The following is a 26,174-nucleotide window of genomic DNA, read 5'->3' as shown; positions in this document are numbered from 1 at the left end:
TAGGGGGCGTTTATGCAGAGACGTCGCGCCTGTGTAAAGACGTTGCGTTCGTGTAGAGACGTTGCATGCAACGTCTCTACGACTGATTCATTCACAATCACCGGATTATGATTTTTTTAGGCTGCGCTGCCCAGACGACGCCGGATGCGGTTCCGGTCCGGACTGAGGAATTTCTGTTCCAGCAGGACAGGCATCGGCGAAAGAATATCGATGAGCATTCCTTTTAACCTGGCATTGCCTGAAGCATTTATCCATTTGGGCAATGTGATGGTCTGATTCGTGGCTGTCCACCGGCCGATCACACGTCCCCGCATCTGAGGCATACGCTTCGCAAGCTGTGACAATATTTCGATAGATGCCATGCTTTCCTGAATCCGGCCGGCCGCCTGCTCGTGTTGGATGCTTTCCAGCGCTGTACGCATAAATGCCCGGCCAACTTCAGCCGTGGGTGCTGCCAGATAAATCCGGAACAATGCACCTAGCGGAGATTGTGCATCCAAAAGTCCCTGACTTAGGGTGGATTCTGGTCCGCCCAAATTGTGGCGCAAGTAGCTCTCCGGATTTCTCTTTTGCCAGTACTGATGAATCGGGCCGGCTATAAACGCAGGCAGCCGGGCCGCCATTGCCAACCCTATTTTCATGGCAGGCAGATTTTGTTCAAACGGTTTTTTCGTGGTTTGCGATTGCGCCTTCAATGCCGCCACCATAAGGTCCATCCGAGTGGTTTGCTGATAGCCTGCTGCATGATCTTTAATAAGCAGACCCAGTGCATACCGGTTTAGCCGGTAGGTCCGGCGCTCCCAGGCTGCGCGCACGCCTTTGGCATCCTTGGCAGGCGCGCCTTTTAGATGCCGCGCCAGTAAACCCGCAGGGAGATAGAGTACAAGTTGATTCCCGGCGGGTTGCAGAACACCCAACCGTTTTGCACGCGAACTGTTTAACTCTGATTTCGTTTCTGCTGTAATCGGTTGAATCTGAATTTCCGGCAGTGCGATGCGATGTTTGCCCGCCATTTGCCAGGCAATTTTATCCGGAAGCCCGTTTTCCAATAACAGCGTTTGCAGTGCAGGATGCGCGGTATCAATTGTCAAACCTGTTTCGGCGGGCTGCCTCATACCCAGGCGCACACCCATTCTTACCAGGAGCAATCCGCTGCCAAAAATCTCACTGGCTTTTTCAAACGGAATCCGCAGCAGCGCACTTCCGGCCTGATAAACCGACTGTTCAAAAACAAAAGTATTGAGTAAATTTCTCAAAATCTGTTGCATGCCGTTCCAGGCAGGTGCCGGGGCTTCATTCGGCCGAATACCCCAGGCCGCAAGTTCCTGCATTTGCATAAGCACTTCCGGAATTTTTCCCAACCGCTCTCCGCGCGGGGTTTCGTTGGTCAACAGCGGCGCTTCATCAACCGCGCTTGCAACTTCCGGGGCGGTTGTCCGGGCACCAAACCACTGCATCACAATTTCCGAGAGGCTTGCCCGCAGATGGCTTCCGGTATAGGCTTCCCAAATTTCATGCCGCACCACAACCGCCATCTCCTGGATGGAAAGAACGTGGAGTTGCGGATGCAAACGAATGATCATTTCATCCCCGCGCCGTTCACCCTGCCCCAGGATTAAACGCTGCCACCAACGTGTGCGTGCAGGCAGCGCGAGAACTTCCAGACGAATTTTATTTGCATCGTATCCCTTTGGCAGATCACCCTGCACTTGAATCATCTCAAGCAACTGTGCCCGGCGCAAATTCAACGTGTCAGCCGTAAGCGGCACCAGCGTGGAACGCGTAATCTGACGACGTATGATAAGACGATGTGCATGAATCGCACCCACAGCCAAGCCGCTCATACTCCCGGCCATCGTCAGGGTTGACAAGGCCGGGTCCTGAAACAGCCAAAATCCCATCAGGCCGCCCATAAATCCGATTCCGATGATCTGGCCCAAGATGCGCAGCGGTGACACCCGCAACCATCCGCCGCTGTCTTTTTCCCGTTCCACCGCCTGGTCAAGCTGGAAAAGGTCCAACCCGCTTGTATCAATTTCCGTATACTTGATTTTCCGCAGCGCGTTGACCCAACGCGAATCGTAACGCGACACCACGCTGGTTGAATACTCAAAAAATTCCCGGAATATCGCAATGACTTTATCACCATTATAGGCACGTTCGGTGGCGGCATTATAGGCATCCGCAATAGCGATCGCCCGGCTCAGTGCCGGGACATTTTCGCGGTGTAATCCACGCGGATACCCCTTGCCATTGAGCCATTCATGGTGGTTGGTGGCCTGGATAATTGAAGCCGGGTAGCCAAACGCATCCAGGACGCTCTCGCCCAACTTGGCATGGGTACGGATCAGCATACGCTCTTTATGCGTCAACCGTTCCTGCTTTAAAAGCAGTTCCCGGGGAATCATCAATTTCCCCGCATCATGCAGCCAGCCGCCGCGACGGAAGATATCAATCGTTTCCGGGCTTAAATCATCCTGCATATTCACACGGCCATAGACACTTGCCATTTTCGCAGCCAGATTCCCCACTTCCCAGGAATGGCCGAAGGTGAATCCGTCGTCATGCTGCATAAAAAGCCGGAGCAGTATCCAATCCCAATAAGCCCGCCGGAGCGGTTCTGAAAGATGTTGCAAGTGATCGCGTTCGAAAGCGCCAACCTCTTTTTGAACAGCCCGAGACAACTTGTCGGCTTTTGCCATGATTTTATCCGACCAACTTTGACGGATATCTTTTTCCGATACGAAATCCTCCAGCCCGACCTGATGCCGGACAAACAGCGTCTGAATATTTTTGATCGCAGACTGGGTCTTTTTCATCGGCACGGCCGAAACCGCCTCGGTCATAGCCTGATAGGCACGACTCTCGCGATAGTCCGACATACGTACTGCTTTTTTTGTAAACCGCATTTTCAATGCCCGTTTTATCCAGGCAAGAAACATCCGAACCGAACTGAACAAGCGTTGGTTGATAATTTCACGCATCCATTGCCGGATGGCCCGGGCCGACCCCTGCCTTGCATTGACATCAATGAAATGCCGGTATCCGTATTGGTGCTCCTTGGCATCACCCAGGTACATCACACCTTCAGGCACAAACTCATACTTGTTGTCCGCAATGAGGGCCTGGGAATAATCTTCCAGAACCTCGCCGGTAAACACACCGGCTTCATCAAAAACCAACCGGTTGGCCTTGACCGCTTCGATCCGGATCTCCGCCCCGTTCAACCGTTTTTTTACCGAGGGCAACTGGAAGAAATGACGCAAAGCCTGTTCACTGGAACGGCTGATCACATGCAGATTAATTTCTTGGATACCGGTCGCAATCTGGATGGCATGGATCTTGGCAAAGAAATTCTCATTGAGTTTCCAGCGTCGTGCCCGTTCCCTGCTATGCTTAAGCGTCATATGTCCGGACAGGCTTTGATAATACTCCTTGTAAAGTTCAGGCGTCAGCTTTTCACTAAACTGTTTCCGTGCCTGATTGTAGCGTTCACTGAATTCCAGCCTGTCCGTCTCATTTTCAATATCCTTGCCAACAATATCCTTCAAGCTGAGCGAACGGTGGGTTCGCAGCCGCGAAAGGGTCTCATTGAAATCCGCATAAATATTCAAAGGCCGTTTGCCATTGAGCAGCTTGAATGTCTGCCGCCACAGATTCAATGCCAATTTTTGCCAACTGGCATCCCACTGTTTTTTCAGGTTGCCGCAGACATTCACGACGACATGTACTCCGACCAAAACCGGCAGGAACAAGGCGGAAAATAAAATCCCGCCGGGGTTGAGCAGCAGCTGCATCGCAAGCAGCACCGCACCGGTCAAACCGGTGGTGGCAATGCGTGCAGGTGAAAATGCCGATTGCAGCCAGCTACGTAAAAATTCTGAGGTTGTCAAGCCGCCTTGATCGGCAGGCAGATGCAAGCCGTGCCAGAGCAGCTGAAAAACGCCGAACAAAACCCATGTCGGCGGCCCCATCGCAAAGGGCACGCCGGATACCATCGCGAGCAAAAGCTGTATCCCCAAAGTAAACATACCGACAAACAATCCTGATTCAAGCAGCGCAGGCGCCAATGCCTGTCCGACAAAACGCCCGACATTCCCCCCCCACAGTTTCCCGACCGCTTTTTCAAGACTGTCATAAAACCGGACCAGTACCGGCCAGCGTCCCAGATCATTAAAAATATATGCCGCCACCAGACGCTGTGTCTTTTCCTCAGCAACCGCAATGGATTGACCGTAAACCGGAATTTCATAAATAGAATCGCCTCTTACTTGCGCAGATACCTGCGGTTGCAGTCTGCCTTGCTGTTTCTGATAAAGCGTGACAAAGACAATACCGTCTTCTTCCTCACCGGTGATGAGATATCCGTTTTCTTTGAGGTCGCGTCCCATGTTCTCAATAATCTGTGTACGCTGCCTGCCGTACATATACAGCACATTCATACAAATTTTAATATCCGCCTTGATGCCTTTGCCAAACGCTGCCTTTTGTACCGCAAACTGATTTTCCGCTGCATACTGTTCAAAAGGATTTTCTTCCACCTGGTAATTTTCCGGCAGGGTCTTGGCGCGGACCTGATCAAAGAGCGCGGCCATGGGCTGGAGTTCACTGTCCTTGGTCAATCCACCGCCATCGCGGGTAAAAACGCCGATCAATTCTCCTGCTTGGTTGTAATAAGCGAACTGGCCGGTGGTTTGATCGGTGATGACCCAGTGAGGAATTAAAATATCCGACCCGATTATTTCAGCCTCGGGATTGACCGCGTGTATCCTTTTGGCCATTTCAGCCACTGTATAGGGCAGGGGGCCGCCAATACCGACCGTATCAATAACTATCTTTCCGCCTTGGGTCAACAGCCCGCGCAAAGATGACTGGCGGGCGAGAAAATAATTCAACTGCCCCAAGCGTCCCGGCTGAGTGGAAATATTGATTGCCCCTAAATACGGCTGATCCGCCAACCCTGTACGCACAGCCGTCACCTGACTCAGGTCCAACCGGCTAAACAATTCAGTATCCGTCATCAGTCTATCCAGCAGCCCGCGTGCCTGTGCCTTAATCTCAAATGACTCATGCTGCAATAGTGCCAGCAAGGTCTTCAATTGTCCGGCGCGCATGACAGCGGTGCCGGTCATAAAAGCATCTGGCATCAACTCCAACACTTCCCGGGCAGTATCCTTCGCAAGCAGCGCAGCATCGTCTTTGGCCGCTTTAACCACCGAAACTGTATCCGGAAACAACGCAGCTGACTCCGCAATCTGCATGGTTTCCGGGAGATGGGCCTCCAGTGCCAACAACGCCGCTTCAGCGGAAGCATATTCAAAATGTGATAATTTAAATAAAAAATCGCGAAATTCAAGCTCCTCAACCGCGAGCTGTTTTTTCATCGGTATGGCCAGTAATATTTTAGCCAAAATCCCAAGTTCACTTCGCACTGTATAGCGACCGTCTTTTATATTCATCTGATGGTGCCACTGGGGCAGACCAATCCAGTGCAGCAACTGGACAATCCCGCTTTCCGGCAAGGGCATGGCAAACCCGAAATCAATCAGGACCGGACGATTGTAATCAACATCCCAGGCTTGACCGCCTTTTTCCCGCAGCAGCATGATGTTGGCGGGATTAACATCTATTTGCAGCACCCCGTGGCGTTGTAAACGGGCATACTCACGCAACAAACCGCGTGTCAGCGTTGCCAAATCCACCAGTGCCAATTTTTCATTCCCCATGATGCTATCCAGGGTTTCACCGTCTACCAGCTCCATCACCATATAATAAACATCCACATTATTCGGACCGCTCTTATAAATGCCGCCTTCCAGCAGCCGGGGCACAGCAACCGTTTCCGCCAGATCACTGAGCCAAAGATACTCTTTGAGTAAAATGAAAAAGAATTTATGCGCAGTAATCGTCTTTACCACGACTTCCCGGCCGGTCCGGTTGTCCTGGTAAACTGAAACCGTAGAACTGACATTGCTATTGTCATACATGTGGCGGACAAATGTATACCGGCTGCCGATGGTGCGGGGACTTCCCGCATCCCCGACGGCCTTCACCCGCTTGAATCCCAGCGCCTCGCTCCAAAAGTCCAGGTCATTCAAATTAATGGGCCAGTAATCATTGGGGTCTTTTTTCAGCAATCCATCCAGCCGGTCCAGATCAGCATAAATCTGTTCCAGCGGCCGGGATGCTGCCAAGCCCTGTTGCCACAAACGCAATCGCGGCGAAAACACCTTGTCGGCATAGATGCTCCCAATCGCCTGTAAAACAGTCGTGCGCGCCGATGCTATGAGTTTCCGGGGTCTGCTCTGATGTAACTTGCGCAATGCCACCAGCAATAAATGCTTCGCTTCCGCCGTACCTTTTTGCTGCATTGCCCTATCAACCCGGCTGAGCATCTGTCTGCCCCGGCCCGTAGCCCCGAGTGCCAGCGCAGGCCAGACAGCAGGAAAACGCTCGGACAACCAGTTATTAAAACTGTGCACCAGTGATGCTGCCAAAAACGCCAGCACACCGCCGGCCACCGGATAATCAACCGCCGACAAACCATAAGCTGTCCCAAAATAAACCAGCGCGATCAGGGTCGTCATCAGCCCGGCGGTTATCCACTGGCGCACATTCCAACCTTTATCCTTGTGCTGATACAAAAATGCAGCGGAAAAAACCGTGAGCGCAATGGCGGCCGTCACCGGCGTGATCAAACCGAGATGGAACAACAACATGGGCGTGACACGGAAAATAAGTTCTTCACCCAATGTCCGAAGCTGCTTGGGGAATCCAGGCAAATATTTTTCCCAAAAAGAAATTTCCAAATCCGGCAGGTCGAACGGACTGTCCAGGGCATCCAGACGATTTTTTATTCCTGCCGGCAGCGAAATACTCCGGAGCAAACGCCGGAAATACCGCAGTTGCGTGGTAGGTGACAGTCTCTGCCGAATACCCCCTTCCACTGCCGCCGGATGCTTTAGCCCCTGTACAGGATGATCAACAATGGCCTTTTCCACCTCTGTCTGACGGCTGCGCGCCTCATCAAAAGCAGAATCATAACTGTTCAAAACACGTTCCATATCGATTTGGTCTCTGAAATTTTGCAACAAAACATATTTGGCGTATGAATTCCACTGCGAAACCGGTACATTATTAAAAAGCTGATTCACCTCAAAATCAATATTGGTCAATTTAACATCACGCGTTTCAACAATTTGGCGCAAAATTTCAAACGCCTGATAGGTCTTGCCTTGATCCAATGCGGCTTTGACCTGCATCATACCCTTGACAACCACATTGTGCGGCGCCCCGTCTTGGTACGCCAGCAGAACATGGCTGGCCAGCAAAACACCCAACTGGCTGCTCAACTGTTCAAAAAACGCTTCCAATATTTTTTGATATCCCGCATTCTCCCCGGCATGTTCAAGCAGACGGTGCCCCAGTTTAATAAATTCCGTAACCGTTATCCCGGCATCCACACTGACCATCCCGTCTTCACCCAAACGCCGGATCGTAAACCCATCCAAACCGGTCAATGCCTGCAATGTCATGCCCAGGGCCGTAAGTGAATATCCCTCACGCCGACAATAAACATTTTCCACCCGGCCGTTGTGCACCAAACCCAGACGCGCCACTTTCCCGGGTCTTATCCAAGTCATCTCGGTCACAGCCAATTCACCCGGATAGAGTTCGCGTAAAATACTTGATAATTTTTCGCGGTCAATCCAGTCCAGTTTCGCATCCGTTGCCGCGATGTAAAGTTTGGCTGACACCGTCTCGTCGGCGGCTGCCTGAATAGCGATATCACCCAACCGGCGCTTTTCAAATGCAGCAGTTAAATAAGGTACCAGCTCGCCTGCCAAATACACTTGCAGTTCGGTGCGTGCCTGACCGGGATAGGCGTCAGCAAACCACTGCGGCAGTTGCCTGACCGCGCTTAAAATTTCAGCTTTCGAGACCGCCCGGCGGGTGAGATCTTCAAATCCGGCATGCACAAATTGGCCTTGCGGGTTCATCCCGGTTTTTTGCCAAAATTTCTTCTGTGCCTGTGTTGCTTGCGCGGTAAACAGTTTGTCCACCAGTCCGCGTCGGAATAATTTAATCTGCAGGTCGGCCCAATCGTGGAGATAATTTTTTGCCCGGTCCAACAATCCGGCTTCCACTGAAATTTCCAACAGCTGTCCGAGATCCTGGATATCCTGCTGAAGAACCGCATTCTTTAAAAATATTTTCCCTCCCGGGATGCGGATGCTTTGCGGCAACAGCCGGCGTGTGTGGGCCAGCCCCTCACCGCCCTCGGCCGCCAGCTTGATATAATTTTCACCAACAGCTTGCGCAGCTAATTTAAGTACAAACCCGGTTTCCGGATGCGTATAAATACTGACCCCTTGCTCTATATCACCTGGTTCAAAAACCAGATCCCCCACCGTCCTGTCCTGTATGATCGATCGGGTGCTGCGGTATCCTTTGCGAACACGTTGCTCAATAACAACCTCCCGCACCTTAAGCAGAGCCTCCGCGATATCCGGCTGCATATCCGGCGCATAATAATATCCCCGCGTCAGCTGTTTATATTCTGCCGGGTAGACAGCGCTTAGCACCGGACTATCGGGAATATCCAACAGCGGCACGACTACCGGAGCAATTTGCCGGTCATCCAGCTGAACAACGTGATTCCCGGTCCCATCCACATAAAATTTAAATCCGGCAACGATGGCTTCAACACCGACATGTTCCCCGAAAATAAATTTCTTCCGAACAATCCCGTTTTCCAGTAAAACCTGCATAATAATCTGCGCTGCCGGGCCGCACATATGCGGATAGCGCGGATCATTGGTTATATCCTGCATGGCCCAGGGTATCTGAAGCAAGGCCCGATTGAAGCGGCGCGCCTCAGCTTTTTCTTCTATAGTAAGCGTCCTTCCGGTTATACGCAAAGCACGGGCCAGCATCGCGTCAAATTTATCCGGTGTGACATGCCAGTACTGCTCCGGAACCACGGGCCGCCCCCGGCGAAAATAATCTTTTACCAATTCAATGGCATAAAATAAATCGAATTTTCTGCCACCGCCCATCACAAAAGCCGGACTGTAACCGTATTGCCGGTCACTCATTTTTTCCAGTTCAGCCAATAAGTATTCCCGTGCACCTGCCGTGTTGAGTTCCAGCCGGAGCAATGCAATCAGAACATCACGGATTAACGGGACATGGGCATAGACACTCCGCAGGGGCATGAGGGTCGTGTTGATCTGCGTCAGTTCCCAATCCAGTTGTATTTCAGCGGATATGCCGGGCGAATGATGCAAGCTATTCGCCGCCGCCCGGTCAATAAACACATGTGCCTTCTCATGCAGCTGGAGCGCCGATGCCGGAACCCTTTCCGTCACCGGGCCTTCAAACGCGCGCGCCACGACCGCTGCTTTCTTTTCCCCCGATGCCAATAGAATTAATTCCCGCGCGTCTAAGAGCGTTCCCATACCCATGGATAGCGCTTGCGCAGGGACTTCGGCTTTGGTGTCAAAGTAACGCGCATTGGCATTGATCGTGGAATCGTTCAATTGCACAACACCGGTACGCGTAGCAAAGGACGTGCCCGGTTCGTTGAAAGCCAGATGCCCGTTCTCTCCTATCCCCAGCAACTGGACATCAATGCCACCGGCAGCTTGTATGGCTTGTTCATAGCGGCGGGCTTCCGCCGCCGGATCCTTGGCCATGCCGTTAAGAAATTGAATATTCTCTCTTGGAATCGGCACATGCGAAAAAAGCTGTTCCTCCATAAACCGCCGGTAGCTCTGCTCATGACCTGCCGGCAATCCAACATATTCATCCAGGTTAAAGGTATGGACTTTACGCCAGTCAATGCCATAGCGTTCCGGATGGTTCCTCAGCAGCGCATACATTTTTTTCGGTGTGCCGCCGGTGGCAAATCCAACCACTGCCTTCCCCTTTTTGGCAATCGCACGGTTTATTGATTGCGCGAACTGCATGGCGGCCTTTTCGGACATAGCGTCATCATCACGGCTGATCTGAAAAACCCCGGAAAACCGGGCAGGCGCAATAACATGACGGCGAACAAAAGATGTCAGTTCCTGCCAGGTGGCACGCCAATGCCCCGAACCGTGGGCTTCATATATTTCGTGCAATAAAACAGCGCGCTGGGCAACGATTGGCAGGGCATTAAAATTAGCATGTAATCCGATCGTGCCGCGCTCGCCGCGTCCCAGCAGCAATCCCTGCCATAATTTTGATCCCAGGTTTTGCTTTGGCAGGACATAAAGTTCCGGACGCTGGTAATTTTCCGGCAAGCCGCCGCGACGCTCGATATCTTCAATCAAACCCTTTAACTGCGTGTTCACGTGTGCCGGGTCCAGCGGGGGAACCGTCGCGCTGAGCAGACGGAATCCGTAATATAAACGCGGAACATAATTCACTGCCAATCCAATCATTCCCAGACCGATTCCGCTCATGAAAAATGTGGTGAGCGCAGCATGCGTCGAAAACTGCATGGCAAACACACTTACGAGCAGCCAACCGGTTATCCCCAAAATAATGTTCCGTGGTGAAATTTTGAGTGCCCGGGTTGCTGTTGGGGAATCCTGCTCCTGCCGGGTTGACCGGAATACCGCAGCGACCGGGAGTCCCGCTTTTTCCTCCCCACTCCGGATCAGAACCGCCGCCTGCGTAACATCCTCCATATCTGCCGTGGCTTTGACTGCCAGGTCGATCGCCTCTTGAGTAATCGCGTCCGTCTCATAGCCTTCCGGTGCCATAAACTGGGCAAACAGAATCAATCCATCCGGCCGGACAATATCCGCCGCCTGATTCAGATAAGCTTGAATGTTGATGTCCCGCATGGATTTATTTTGCAGCACCCAGCTGCTGCTTACCGGACCGTATAAATCCATAAACCGCCGCATATTATAAAAAACAACCACATCCGGTTTGGCATCCAACTGATGGGTATCCATCAGTCGGCGGGTAAATCCCGGAGCGTAAATATCCCCGATAAAAACCCGGGATTCCACCCGGCCATCCTCCAGACCGGTATAAGCGTAATTGTCGATATTGATAACATGATACTGTTCTGAAACAAGCGGATTGCGTCCGGCGCCGATATTAAGCACGACCGCACCTTTTGGCACACCCAGCACCCGGAGCATGCGCTCCACATTGACACTGGCCTGTTCAGCATAGGCTCCCTCAATATTTTTTGGATGCGGGAGCATGGGCACCGTGATCTCCAACGGTTTCTCTGCCGATGGTTGCAGCCTTGCTCCCTGTTCCAATACAGGGACAATCCGTTGAGCGATGTTCCTGCATACAGCAAAATCAGCTGTACTTTGCCGAAGAATATCGCTGACATAGCGGGCACCGGCACCCGGTGTTTTTACCATTTGTTGGTAAATATCTCCCGGCGCAACACCAACATAACCGGCCGTTGTCAAGGGATTAACCCGGACTTTGGACTCACCGGCCAGATACGTTTTCAGCGGCATCATAAGCATGGCCCAAGTCCCGTCCGGCTGCTGCCAGGTCAAGGAGTGATAGGCCGTTTCCAACAGCTGAATTTCTTGCAGCATCTCTTTCCCGGCATCCGCCAACAAAGCCGAGTCAGCACTGCGAAGCAACAATCCATTGGCCGGATAAACAATCCGGCCGTCATTGTTTTTAAATAAAAGGTTGCTCATGAGATCCAAACGGACAGACCCGGACGCCCCGATGCTCTCGAAAAACTTGAGTTGTCCCTTGTCCAAAGCACGGACCAAGGGTAAATTCCGGGTGGGCACAGCGTACATATGAAAGTGCATGGCATTATCTTCGCGCGGGTCCAGGGATTGAAATGTCAGCGCATAACCGCTCTTGACCAACTGCACTTGCAATGCCTGCATATCTGTTCGAAAACGCGGAATCATTTTTTGCGTAAAATGTTTTCCAGTTTGGGCATCGCGGTCCAGACTAATCACCAGCAGTTCATCAGGCACCCGGGGCGATGGTGCCGCCATGATGGCATAGCGCTGCTGCGAAGGACCGTGCCATATCAACCGGGGAATCGTCTTTTTTTCCAGCACACGCAGCAGATTGTCCTGCGGGACATATCCGGAATCCAAAAAAGGCGCCGCCGCCATATAAATGATATGCCCGTTGCGCTGCAGCGTAAAAATACCATCGGTATAACATTCCACCATCGGATCACTGTCCAGGGAATAAGCGACCGTGCCGTTGCCGCCCTGAACCAACGGCGCCGTAACACCGAGTAATGCCTCAAGATAATCCACCAGCCGGTAACCCGGGACAGTTGCCAAATCCACAATTTGGTTTCGACTGATTTGGCGGTAAGCCCGATTCAAAACAGCCAACCGGCGCCGCGCCGGCGCCGGTTGGACGGCTTTCTCCGCAATACGGTCAAAGGCAAACAAATCATCCCAAAAATTCATAACCATGGCCAGTTGTTCCAAAACAGACTGCTGTAACACCTGCATCTTAACCGGCATTTTTTGACTCAGCGCACTTCGAAAAGGCGTGTAACCGGTACGCAGTTTCAAAAATTCAGATTCCACTATTTGGCGTATTTGCCAGAGCAACAGCTGAGTATTTTGTATGGAGCCACTATGCAATTTCATACTTGCCAGGACGTTCCGCAGGTTGGCGGATGCTTTCCGGTAGGCGGCATCGTTGATCTGATATCCGGTTTCGCGTTGCAGGTTGTGCAGCACATCAAGCTCAGCTTCCAATGACACAATCTGATTAAATTGATTTTGAAAAATGGTTACGCGTTCATCATACGGCATGCGCAGCCAGCGGCTGTTGGCCACCAACAAATCGGAAAAAATCGACATGTCGTTGCCCGGTGAATCGGTCTCGGTCTGGGGCACAAAATCAACAAACGCAGCCCGCATCGTTTCCATATCAACCAGAGCATTCTCATAATGCGGATCACCGTGCGTGAACCCTTTTTTATGCATGATCTCCAATTGATCTTTTAACTGTCCGCTCACTTGCTCCAATTGTTTTTCCGTCAACCGACCTGCCGCCAGCAAACGCGCCAACTGTTCTCCCGGCACACGGTCGCAGAGATAACCCACCAAATAACCGGCATCATTGACCACCATGGCATACACACGCGGGACCATGCGCCTTCCTTGATAGCGTAGTCCGCGCATGGCATGATATTTCCGCACCGTCGTTTGAACGCTCGTCCCAATCCGGGCGAGTACGTCCGTATCAGCTGCCACCCGGGCATCATAATCCTCATGATAGGGATCCATTTCTTTAGTGATGATAAACACACCTTCCCTACCTGCATACTTTCCTAAATATGCATTGGAAAAATTACCCTGCTGTATGCGGTTGTATTGAAAAAACCGGTCTCGAGTAATAACCGGAATTGACCGGCGGAAAAACCCGCTGACGTAGGAACGCAGTTCCTGCATGCTTGCCCAAAAATGGTTCCTATGATGGGCCTCATAGATTTCATGAATCATGACCGCCCGTTGCATGGCATACGGCAGACCCAAAAAACGCGCATGCAGACCGATGACCCCGTTTTTCCCGCCGGCCACTTTAACGCCTTGCCAGGTCCAGGCGCCTGTGTTCTGATCCGGCAGCACAAATAATTCCGGCCGCCGGTATCCGGCAGGCAGCCCGCCGCGGCGTTCAATATCTTCCAGTAAAAGCGACATCTGTTTATGAATGGTTGTGTTCATCAATACAGGTGCTGATGAGGCCGTCAGTTTCGTAATATAAAAAAGTCTCGGAATATAGCTGACCAGCCATCCCAAAGTACCGGCAACACTCCATACTGCCGTAATCTGCACTGCACTATCCGGCGAAAGAAACATGGAAAGCACTCCGGCGATGCCGATCACTCCCACTGCCGAAACCGCGGCCTGCAAGGCGGACACCTGCAATCTCCCCGCCGGTTTCTCATCCCCGACAACCTCTATTTTTTGTTCCTGGATCAACACCGGCGCCTTATACGCGTTGATTTGTTCCTGTAAGTAAATATCCAGTCCTTTGGAAAAAGCACTGCGCGCCGTCAAACGGAAGCGTCGGCTTTGCCGGGCTTTTTCCAAATAGGCACGTCCGGCTTCAGGACCCAATGCATCCAGGACACCTGCAAAAATTGATTGATTTGGCCGAACAAAATAGGCGATCAACGGTGCGGTAAACAGTATAAGCGGCGAGAGCAGCCCCTGCATGAAGCGAGTAATACCCAAACGCTTTTCACCGTAGAATGCTGAAAAATATACCAGGAGTGTAAACGGGTGATTGGGCAGCGGCGTGGGCAGGAGTCCGTCCCGGTCGATCAAAACCGGCTCTGCGCCGGGCTGCCGGGGCTGAATCATATTTTCAGGCTTCGGATCAAAAATAAACCAGTTGCGGCCGGATACTTTTTTCAAATGCTCCAGCACACTTAAATAAGCGTTGACGGCAATACGGGCAACCGGCCGGCCATCCCCATTGTTGCTGGTTTCGATTTCATCCAACCGGTTACCATGCACATAGGCTTCAGCAATCACACCCTGGCTGATAAAATGGTAGGCAGGCAGATTTACATGACCGCGCAGCCAGTGCCGCCAAATCCGGGGTTGGAGCATGGCAATCCGGCCAATGACGGAACGCGGAATTTTCAATGCGACATCAAACTCCCGGGTCGTTCCATCCGCAAACATAACCGGCACTTGAACGCGATAGGCGCGTTTGAAAGCCCCGGCGCCGATGAACGTCACATTCACCACCGGTCCAATCTGGAAATCTTTTTTCTGTCCACGCAAAGCACGGCCAACCGCCTTGGTCAAAATTCGCCCGCGCTCCACGGCACGGATGATACGCTGTCTGTCCGCTTCACGCACCGCAGTCTTAAAAATATAGCCCCATTCCTTCGCAGGGCGATTCTTATCGGCTTGCGCAGCATTCCTGATACGCTTCAATAAAAAGAAAGCTCCCAATGCCAGAACCGCCCCGCCCACCCCGATCACCGCCGCGTAAAACACACTTCCCAAAAACATAACCGTGAGAACAAACAAAGACAGCCCTGCCAAGCTGACAACCAGGGGTGATAAAATAAACCCCCGCTGATTGATGGCCCGTTGTTCTTGGTGACAAAGCGCCTCGCGTCTGCCGGCGACTTCTTGCTGACTGATGTTTTCTTCCAGAGACGCCTCATAGCGGCGTCTGCCTTTAAGTAAAATAAGTTTAAGCGGTTTGAGGTGCTGCGCCTGTGTTTTCTGATAAAGTATGAATATAATACGATCATCCATCGAATCACCCACCAGGACATACCCTCCCGGACGGGTCCATTTCCCCAGCTGCGAAATCTGTAGCGCCTCCTGGGTAGCATACATATACATTGTATTCATGCAGATTGTGATGTCGGCCATCCTTCCAACCCCAAATGATCCCGCAACAACTTCGTAGCCGCTCATTTCGGAAAACCGCTGGTAAGGTTCCACTGTACTTTGATAACGACCCGGTAATTTCTGCGCTTGCTCCAGCTGATACAATTCCGCCATGGTCGCAACATCTTTCTCCGAATAAATAAAAAAACCTTCCTGCGTCCATGCACCCATGAACCCGCCTTGGGCGTCAAAATAAGCCACCGCACCGGAAAGGGTGTCATAAAACATCGTGTGCGGGATCAGGACATCCATGCCGATAACCTGGTTGTGGGGGTTTAATTGCTTGACCCGGCGGGTCAGTTCATCTGTCGGATAAGCCTCCGGGCCGCCCAGGCCTACATCTTTCACCACCACCCCGTCCGCTTTTTTCAAAAGTGTACGCAAGGATGTATCCGTGGTCAAAAAATTATACAGTAGTTTCAAACGATTCTGATACGTGGTGATATTGACATGTCCAAAATACGGCTGTTGGGCCAAACTTTCCGCAATTTCATTCCGCTGTTGCTCTGTCACCAGTGCTTGATAAACCGGATTGGCAACCCACTCCGCAAGCAAATTACGGGTCAATGCAATGACTTCAAAAGAGGTTTTATGAAACAACAATTGCGAGCGAAGCATGCGGATGATCTCTTCACGCTGGGTTGGCGCCATTTTCTGAAACAGTGCCTGAGCCGCAATCAGCCCGGTAATGTTTTTCAGCCGCTGGGGTGATTGCAGCATCATGCGCAAACGGTCTTCCGTCATAAACCGTGTCAAAAACCAGACCTGCAGCTGCTGTAAATTCCTCTTGAGTCCTCGCTCTTGATAGCTCGGTCGCAGCCGGGAATACAAGCCGCTGATCCATGCCCGGCCTGCCAAAGTACGCGCTTGTTCCCAGCCAAACAAACGCAATAACCGGGCATTAAAAGATCTAGCAGCAACCGACCGGAGTACACCCGCCTTTTGCTGCACCGCCTCGGTCAGCAGCAAGGCTTCCGCCACCAGTTCGTCTAATTTCTCATAGGAGTATTCCCGTGCTGCGATCACGCGGTTTTTTTTCACGTTGCGCCGAACCCAGACCCGGTTGGAAAACTTGGTTTTCACTTCCTGCGCGACCTGCTCGATTCCTTTTTGAATTTCTCCCTGCTGCAATGCAACCTGCAAATCTGCTGAACTGATCTGGTCGGAATTTTCTATAAAAGGAAACTGCAGGAATTCAAAACCCTTGGGTTGAATATCCAATTGGTAAACCGCATACGGAAACACGACCAACGGTAATTCGGCATGCACGACCTCCAGCAACGCATTGCCAAAACCTTCTTTCGTACTGGAATACACTGCAAATCCACCCCGCCGGCGGGCAAACGCATACATTTCCTCCAGACTGACCAGGCGCTTCGTGCCCTTCCAGCCCGGCTTAATGCCCATGGCTGCCTGTTCCTGCTCTTCCATAAAAATAATCTGATCACCCACACCCAGGTCATCGATATAGGCCTTCACTGATTGTTTGTACCGCTGGTCCGTATCTGTTTCAAATCCGGTAATAATCAATTTGTACCGTTTATCCTTAAGCGCCTTCATCAGATAAACCGCAATCTCCATACTCTTGCGTTCAACAATCCGGACCGGCAGCACAACCGGAATATCATCCTGCTTCAAGTTGAGCCGCTGCGCAATATCCTGCATGGATTCCGGGCTTATATCCGGGACCCGCTCTTTGTAATCCATCACATTGGGCCAGATTTCAAACGCTTTCATGCCCCGGTGTTCACGCAGCAGCCGAATGGCAAAACTACTAATCACATTGTTAGTGACATTGCCGCCTTGCAAGGGAAAGCCCCGATCCAGATATTTTTGAATAAACGGAGCGCGCTTTTCCGCCCAGCGCCGTTCCATATAAAAATCATGATTGTGGTTAATGATATGCAGATCAGGCCGTGCTTGCGCAACCTTGACCATCGCCTCCGCCAGCGGAAACTGAAACGGAATGGTATTGGTGTTTTCCAAAATGAGCGTATCCAAACCCCGCGCATCGACAATTTTCAAAATCTGTTGTTTGATCCGTTCACTCTCCCGCTGCAGCAACATCTCGGCAGCTTCCACATTATCTTGGGGCAGCAGTTCTTGGCCGGGGATAAATTGCCGGATATAATTTGCCGTATCAAACCCGGGATTTTTCTGCTTTTTCAACCACGCTTGATGCAAATAATAAAATTTCTTTTCCGGCGGAAAATCCGGCAGCGCCTGGGATAAAATGAACTGATTGATCAGATTGTCAAATGACGCACCTCCAATGCTCTCAGTCTCTGCGGCAATTGCATTACCATTGGCAGAAAGACCTACAACCGAATGCCCGGTCCGGTTCAACACTTCTACGATTTTTTCCAGTTCCAGGCTGACACCATCCAACCCGCCCATGAGTGCGGAAAGAATCCCTACTCTTTTCGGTTTCATCAGCATAAGCGGTGTCAAATTGTGCACAAAAATGATATTAAGCACCAACACGGCCGCTACCATCGCCATTACCGGCAGCGAAACCGGCAGCGTGGGAATCACGACAAAAAGGGCGGCCAGCGTCAAGAGTCCAAAAACGCCCAGAATTGTATAGACATTTTTTTTAGGTGCCCGGTAATAGCGCGCCAATGCGACCGGCACTGCCATAAAGTCAAAGAAATGCGCCATGACCTCGCAGATAATAACATTGAACACATAAAAACGCAGACTCTTGGTGGGGAAACGGTTGATGTCAATCCCCAACCTTTTCAAGAGCTGCTTGGCCCATGAATGCGCATAATGATCATGTGCCAAAATTATCCAATGGGCATTTTCCAGCGTCTGACCCAAGTGATTTTTAATCGCACCGTATTTGGGATCATACATGGCCACCGGCGTGGTAAAGGTTCTGGTTGCAGGCGAAAGTTTGCGCCATTCCTGCAGGGTTGTCATGAGTTTTGCAATCGCCATCATACTATAGGGCAAGGCCACTGCACCTACCAGCGGCATTGCCATGCTCAGGGCCAGCAGGCCCACTCCCATACCCAGTGCCATCAGACTGCCGGGCAAACTCAACGGTTGTCCCCGCTGCGGATCAAAAGCATCCGCAGCGGGTCGGCCGGCAGCCCTTTCCAAAATCGGCAATGCCAAATCGAATGCATCCATACGATAACTAACCTGTTGGGTAATGCGACGTGAATCAATAGTCATACCCGGGTGCCAATTCTTTATGACAAAATAATCCGATGACGTCCCCGGAATCCGGGTAACAATACCAAGTTGTACTGCTTTTTCCCATTGCGCTGATTTAAGAGCATCCGCCTGCTTAAGCCGCATTACCATATCCCGCAGACCCTTCAACAGCGTGTCTTGGCCATTAGTGATCCAGTTGGGCGTCAGCATATCCTCGCGTACCTGCTTAACCAATTCGAGCCATTCCGGTCCGGTCTTGCCGCGGTAATTACCGGTTTGCGTCTCTAAAAAAGCATAAAGCTGCTGAAAAGTATTAACCTCCGCCAAAACTTGAGGAATCACCTCTTCCCGGTTTTGCAACTTACTCACAATAGAGGATAAACCGGCAAGCTCCGTTCCCTCCAGACTTGTAAACACAGTCATGGGCGCCTTGCCGGTGCGCACCATTCCGATCATGTTAATCAATGCTTCGGCATCCAGTCCATTCACATCGGGATTAAGCTCCCGCAGACGTTCATAAAGATTTTCAAAATTATCAGCCAAGGCAAGTAATTGTGCCGGTTCCCTTTTCCCCGTCTCAAACATCTGCCGGGAACTAACCGGTTGTTGCACCTGTTTCCATACCTGTCGGGCGCCTTCCAAAGCTTCCCGCGAATCTTGATAGGCATCCAGCATGGCAACGGCATCGCTGCCAACATCAGGTTTCCAGGTCCGGTTGACAAAATAGCCACCGCCCGGTTTATTGACAATGATGCCGTGTTCTATAAAGTGGCGCCAGGCCAATTCTGCCTGAACAATACGTTCATCCTGCGCATAACCGTCCATGCGGTCCGCACCCAATACATACGTCCCTCCGGTACTGAACTGGTCCTGGATCATAATTTGTCCGTTGGCAAAAGTTTCCAGATGCACATGCACAGGCGAAACTCCATCCGGCAAAGTAAAACGATTGGGCAGGCCGGTCCCGATTTTGACCGGCTTTCCCGGACGCAGACCGGCAAACCCGGAGTGCATATCCTGCTGATGGGGGTCAAGTATTATATAAGGAACATTTTTGTTGAAAAAAGGTTTGAGTAAATCAGGCAAATCCCGGTAGGCGACCACATCCAATTCCTGCCCGTTTTTATCCCCCAACTGGATTTTAAACGGTCCTTGGTATTCAATAAGATAGCGCCGGCCGGCTTCCAATGCTTGCGGACCCTTGGCACCTTTCAAACCGAAAATAGAAATACCGGCGCTTAAATAAAGCGGCATATCCAAATTGACATATTCAAATAAATAAGCGAGGGACAATGATTCGCCGCTTATCACACGCACGGCAACCAAAGCCAGCAGGCTAAATAAACTTATTTTTTTGCCGGTGCTTAAACGTGCCAACCGTTCACCAACCGTCATTGTCTCACCGGGCACCACACCTTTTTCCGCTTGAGCAATAAATTCAGCATAGGTCATAATACGCGAACGAACCTGTTGCGCCCGGCGCTTGGACAGCAATCCGTCCTCCCCGGCCTGCGCCAGTAATGCCAGTAAAATATTCCGATCAATAGAATCCTGCACAAGATACGCCCGGTGGTTTTTAATACCATTCCAATAACGCACTCGCAGGGGTGATCCCACCAGAATAAACTGCGGCCCCCAAACTCCGGCCGCAATTGAGCTCTCCCCCCGGTCCAAAGCCCCGGCCGTCTCCCGGCCCGGAGTAAAATCAATTTTTCCATCTAAAATAATTTTTATAAGATTGGTCAACCCATTCCCCAGTGCGCTCGTACCGTGAGCGGTAATAAGGCGTTCTCTGCCAATCACAAAGACCTTTTCTCTCAGGCGGGAATTCTCCTGTAATCTTTTTTCCTGCATGCTCCCGGAAAGCCCGCCTAAATACTGCTGATTGATCCGCTGCAAATGACGGTCAACAAACTTCTCATATTGATAAGCCGCCCAGGCACCCGGACTGATACGGCGCCGCACTTGTTTTTGGATCTGCGGCGTCAATTTTTCAAAGATCATGCCGCCCAATCCCAGGCCGCGTTCAAAGAGATGGATAATCTCCCGGGTGTGATAACTTTTTCCATAAAAGCTGACTGTCACATCCGGCAAGGGACGGCCATAGTCGCGCAGCGCCCAAGGCAGCGCAATAAAATCCAGCGCATGGGCCAGCAATTCCTGGAGCAAATTTTGGAGCAAACGGATTCGCGGCGTCACCGCATAAAAAGGAAGACTGGTATCCATCCCGACCAGCCGCAGCAGATGCTGCGCCCAGCGATGCGCATAGCGTTCATGCGCAATGACAATCGGCGAACCATCAATAATGATTTTTTGATTACGGTCGAATATCTGACCGGTGGCCGGATTGTAATACGCTACCGGCGTTCGCCATGATTTGTCGGCAACTTCAAGCTGTTGCCACTCCCGCCAAGCGACCCGCAGTTTGGCAGCTGCAAAAATCGTATACGGCAATGCCAATCCCAATGCCAACGGAAATACCCAAGCCAACGCCAGCATACCCAGTCCGGCTGTTAGGGAACCCAGTGCGCCCGGCAAGGAAAGATAGCGGCTATAGGGTCCGGGATATCCCAACCTCCGTTGCTCATCCAATTCCTGAAACGCCGAACTAAAGGCTGTTTTAATTTTCTCCATTTCCTCAACTGCATAGGGTGCCAGGCTGAAACGAATCGTCTCATCGCTTTTACCCGGAAAATAATGAGTATAGGTTAAATTAGAAAAACCAAAACTATCCCGCGCCTGAATCACAATCCCGGCACGCACCAATCTGCGGTTGAGCATTTCCATAAACATTTTGTTTTTCCGGAAACCAAGTTTAAGCATCACAAATGGAACCCCGGGGGTTTGATTGGCCTGCCATACGGCATGATCTTGATGAGAGGGCAATGTCGGATGAACAACCTGTCCATTCAGCGGATAGGTTGTCAGTTCCTGCGCAATATGCTCAGCCAGTTGTTGGGCATTGGCCATTGTTCCGGCAACATAATCACCGATCACCTTGCCGGACGGAAGCGCATTCGCCAACAGAATGCCCTCCAGGAAATTGGGACGCAGTCCCAGGGTATCACGTGCCAACCGCAAACCTTGTACCGCTGATTGATGCTGGTCTACGCGGCGTGAGATGATGGTTAACATACCCCCAGTGGAATACTCGCGGTGATCTTGATGGTGTTTTTGCAGGCTGGAATAAAGTACGAAGTGCAAGTTGTCCGGAACATTCAGTTTGCGCAGGAAAGGTTCGATCTGAAAAACCGGTCCAAACAAACTGGTATCAATCATCAAATAAAAAGGTTCAGAATATGTCAAACCAGCCAACCGGTGCAGCAGCGATTGATAATCCGCCACAGGAAGATCAGCCCGGTTATTATTAAACGCGGACATGGCATTGGCCACCGGGTCCAAAAACAATGCGGAATACCCGCCGCCGGCCGCCAGCTTCACCAACCCGTCAATATCTTTATAGTCAACGACTTTTATAGGCTGCAGCACCCCGGCGCCGCTTTTAAGCAGACTGCTGATTTCGTAATAAATATTCGTTTCTAAAAGAATTCCCGCTTCCCGGCCCGCAACCCCCGGCTGGATGCTTAAAAAATGCCGAAGGATTTTCACCGCAGCCATCCCGCTGGAAAAAACCAAGGTGGATTGAGGTAAGTGACCACCGGCGGACAACTTTACCGGTGTATTCATTTTATTCAGGCGTACTTCCATTTCTTCTAAACTACTGCGGGCCATATCCGTCCGATTTTTTTTACTCTGCAGGCTATTCAATTGAAAGTAGGCCAAATATTTCATAAGCGTCCGGTATTCACTGTAACTATCTCGGCACTTATTCAGCGCCGCATCCCCGGTCGGCGGCGGCCCCCGGAGGTTAAATGTCTTTAAGAGTCCTATGTGCTCCTGGATGCGCTGTAAAACCACTTGGTACAGCCGGCCGGCAAGCCCGGGACGCAGCGCGAGCGCCTGCATCTGTCGATGCAAACTGATATACTTCTGCAGCAATTCCGGTGTTCTTTTAATCAGCGTCTGCCGATGAATAACCTCCTGGGTATTTGGATAATAACTGGTATCAAGGCTGGCCTGCTGGGTTTTACCGGCGAGCAAAGACAAATACCAATTAAGATAGCTGTCAATATTACTGCCGTCTTTGCGATTCTTCAGCAACTGCTGGATCAAGGTTTTTTTTCGGGTTTCTGAAGCAAAATGACTGACCAAAACAGCTGTCCCCGATGCCCGGCGCGCCGGTATATGCAATAGTTTATTTAAATTATAAACCTCAAAAAAATCGATATCCGCCGCCTGCAAAGCAGCCTTTTGCTCAGGCAAAAGCTCTATCCGGGTTTTGGAATAAACAACAACACTTACTATTCTATCCGCAAACGCCGAATGCTCCCGGTTATACGCGGTCATCTGATCCAGTAATTCACCATCTGCCAGATCGTCTGCACTGATAACAATACTTTTATATTTCCCAAAAGTCTCCGGCGTCAGCAGTTGATCTCCGGCTTTTTTGGAAACACCCAACATTCTTTTCAAACTGATCTTAAACTCCGATGGAAGCTTAGGAGAGATGTAAAAAGCACGCCGATAAGCAGCCGCGCTTTTTGGCATATTAGCCATCAGGGCGGTTGCCAGATCGTATATCAGTATTTTTCCGTTTCTGAACAGCAGGCGGGAATCACCTGGAAAAATTCCTGCCAAAAAAGAGCTTTCCAATTGGAACGGGCTCAATTCTTCACGCTCATACCGGACCGGATATCGGTCCCCTTGCAGCAACCCTCTCTCCATGACCGCCGAGCCTGCATAGGTCGGCGACAACCAAGCCTGACTATGCAGCAAATTGGCAAGCATTTCCACGTATTCAAAATATTTGTCCTGAAATTGTTCTACAGAAAATTTTTCCGGATTCTGCAAATCAGTATTTATTTGCGTAACCAGTATTTTCAATAAATGTAAATTAATCGGCTGAAGGTTTGCGGTCCCTCTGATTTCCGTTTGCGGTAAATACTGCTCCTGGATGAGCTCCAGCAAACTCCGGGTCGCGTCCGTTATTTCCGCCAAAGTATTTTTTTTGTTTCGCAGCAAAATGGTGCGTTTGGCAACGAAGGCGGTTTCAGGACCGGAAGCAACCGCACCCGATTTTCCGGAACTACTTAGGTCTCCCTGCATCCGGATAATTCCTGTATCTGCCGAGGGCTGCAGTATCGTCTGCATTGCAACTGTCATCCCCTGAATGCCGGGCGCGACAGCTGCCAACTGCGGCCAACCGGTCTGATTGAACTGCCAGTCCAGCGCCAACATGGATAAAAATATCATACTGCCCAACACCGGATTTCCTATTGCCAGACTGCCAAGCCATGCCGCAACCGCAGCCGTGCCCAGAATAACGCGGGGCTGATTGCGTAATACCAAAAGCCGGGTGCTAACTTGCTCCAGACCGGACGCCGCCCGAACTAAAACCGTTGCCAGTCCGCGCATTGCCGTACTGCTCCGGATTGTTTGCCACATCGCGAACAGCGAACGCCTGTCCCGAACCATCGCGGCACTGCTGCCGGTAATCAAGGCCGCCACCGGACTGTTGAGCAATGCCAGCCGCACCAGGGTCCCGCGCAGAGAATCACTTTCTTCACGCAGCAATTGAACCTGCATTTGCTCGGCAACTGTCTGATCAAACATCGCAATCTCATACGCATTGCCCAAATCCCAGGTAGCCAGGGATTCACCCTGAATTTTCCGGCCTTGTCTGCGAATCACGACGGTAAAACCGGTATTATGCATCGGCAGGAAAAACGTCTGTGAAGACGGACTGGCGGCAGCCCGCTCCCAGTCAATACTAATTTTTTCATTGTTTTCCGTATAGGCACGTAACTCCTGAAGGTATTCACTCTCAACCGCGCCCAAACCTTCCACACCCCGGCGCATCAATGATGCAATCAATCCCTGCTTGAGGGTCACATCCAATAATTTCAAAAACGTCTTGACCCGTTTGGGTTGACTGTTTTCAAACGCAACGCCCCGGCCCTCACCTTGCGGGAAAATGGTCGGCAACGCCAGAATATCCTGGTTTTGCGCCAACAGTTTTTCAATCGCCGTGCTCCGGTTACGCAGCAAAGCAAAATAGGGATTGACCAGGTCAGGCCGGCTTAAGCGCGGTTTCACATTTACATAAGAAATTCCCTGTTGTTGAAATGCCGCCTGCATGACCGGACTATGAAATCCACCGGTAATCATCACCGCAATACCGGTTTTGTGCTTTTTCATCTGTTGCAGGGTGTTTTCCACAAATGCATGGCTGCGGGTATCCGCCAGACTATAAAACGCTTCCACCTCACGTAAATAACCATCCAAACGATAAATCTCAAAACCCGTTTCCAAATTCCCGGTAGGATCATTTTTTGCGATGTACTCCACAAAACGATCTACGCGGAAAAATGTCCGCTGCTTTCTAAAAAGTTTCAAATCCTCAGGTGCGGCGGAAATGCTAAGTAATTTTTCGATTACGTCCAACCGGGACATGAGATGATCCAGTTCCTGCTCTTGGTCATTGCTATACAAAGGTGCGCGAACTTGTTTTTCCAGTTTTTCAATCTCAAAATAAAGCTGGTCGGCGTCCGCCTCCAGCGGGAAAATATTAAGTCGTTTGGAAACAAAGACCTTCACATTGGGATACGCCTGCATACTCAAACCGATTTTCAATCCGGATTTGTAAAGATAGACCGCGTAGGCTAAAAGGGATTTACGCCCGGCAATAAACCCGCTGCGATAGTGATCATGTTTGGCCAGCGTTGGGGAATAGACCGATGGTTTCAATTCCTGGAATGCATCTTTTAAATCAAATACATACCCCTGACTTTCATCATTTAGAAATTCAGCGACTTTTTCCCGGCTGGTCTGATAATGGGCCGGTGTTTCAATCCCGACCAGGGTCACTGTTTCAGGCGCCAGGGCGGCATAATATTCCGCGCCGGTTACTTTGCCCTGCTGCATAAAGTAATTGCCAACCTGTTTGCGTACCAGCTTTTCCGGGAATGACGCAAGCTTGCGCACATTCACTTCCCGGGCCGCTCCCTCCACCGCCACCAGATGCAAATTTAGTTTTTTTGAAAATAGCCGGATCATCTTGGCAATATTCATTTGCACTTCATAATTGCAATGTAAATCCTCGATATGAATCACAACCTGATTTTGGCCCTGAATCACCCGGGAAATGGTCCCGAGTTTTTTAGGAATTTCAATCGGTTGGTTGCGATAAAAAACCGTGGACAATCCGGTTAAAAAGGTCTGATTCTCAAATGCCCAGGTAAGATAAGGAAAAACAAATGTCAACGTAATCAGCAATGCCAGCGCCCGGATACCTTTTCGAGCCGCAGATGACTGCCAAAACGAAAATATTCTTACTTTTGATTGGAATGGCTTCTCATCCATTCGATACATGCACGAACTCCTTTTAAAGCATTCCTTTATCATAAATAATGAAGTATTCTAAATATATCACAGGAAACGTTCAATTCCTATACCACCTGACTATTTTTTTCATTATAAAATAAGCTTAAACTAACAGACGTCCTATTTTGAAACACGAGCTTCTTGATTATACATTACAAAATAATTATAATACACCCATAAAAC

1 protein-coding gene is annotated in these 26,174 nt (G+C 50.7%); it reads right to left on the bottom strand.

The genetic code is table 11. The features are described from left to right. Window positions 1-116: 116 nt before the first annotated feature. Window positions 117-25,979: a glucosamine-6-phosphate deaminase gene (gene nagB, locus K8S19_01610; GenBank protein MCD4812381.1), complete on the bottom strand. Its 25,863-nt coding sequence runs from the start codon at window positions 25,977-25,979 to the stop codon at window positions 117-119. Window positions 25,980-26,174: the final 195 nt, after the last annotated feature.

It is taken from the genome of bacterium, assembly GCA_021108215.1.
GTDB lineage: Bacteria > Oederibacteriota > JAAXVQ01 > JAAXVQ01 > JAUVAV01 > JAIORK01.
The sequence above is the reverse complement of the archived record's forward strand: the minus strand, read 5'-3'. Positions and strand labels throughout refer to the sequence as shown.

Bases quoted from the DNA above. Each gene is read 5' to 3' on its own strand.
- nagB (MCD4812381.1), bottom strand. From the start codon at position 25,979: ATGTATCGAATGGATGAGAAGCCATTCCAATCAAAAGTAAGAATATTT.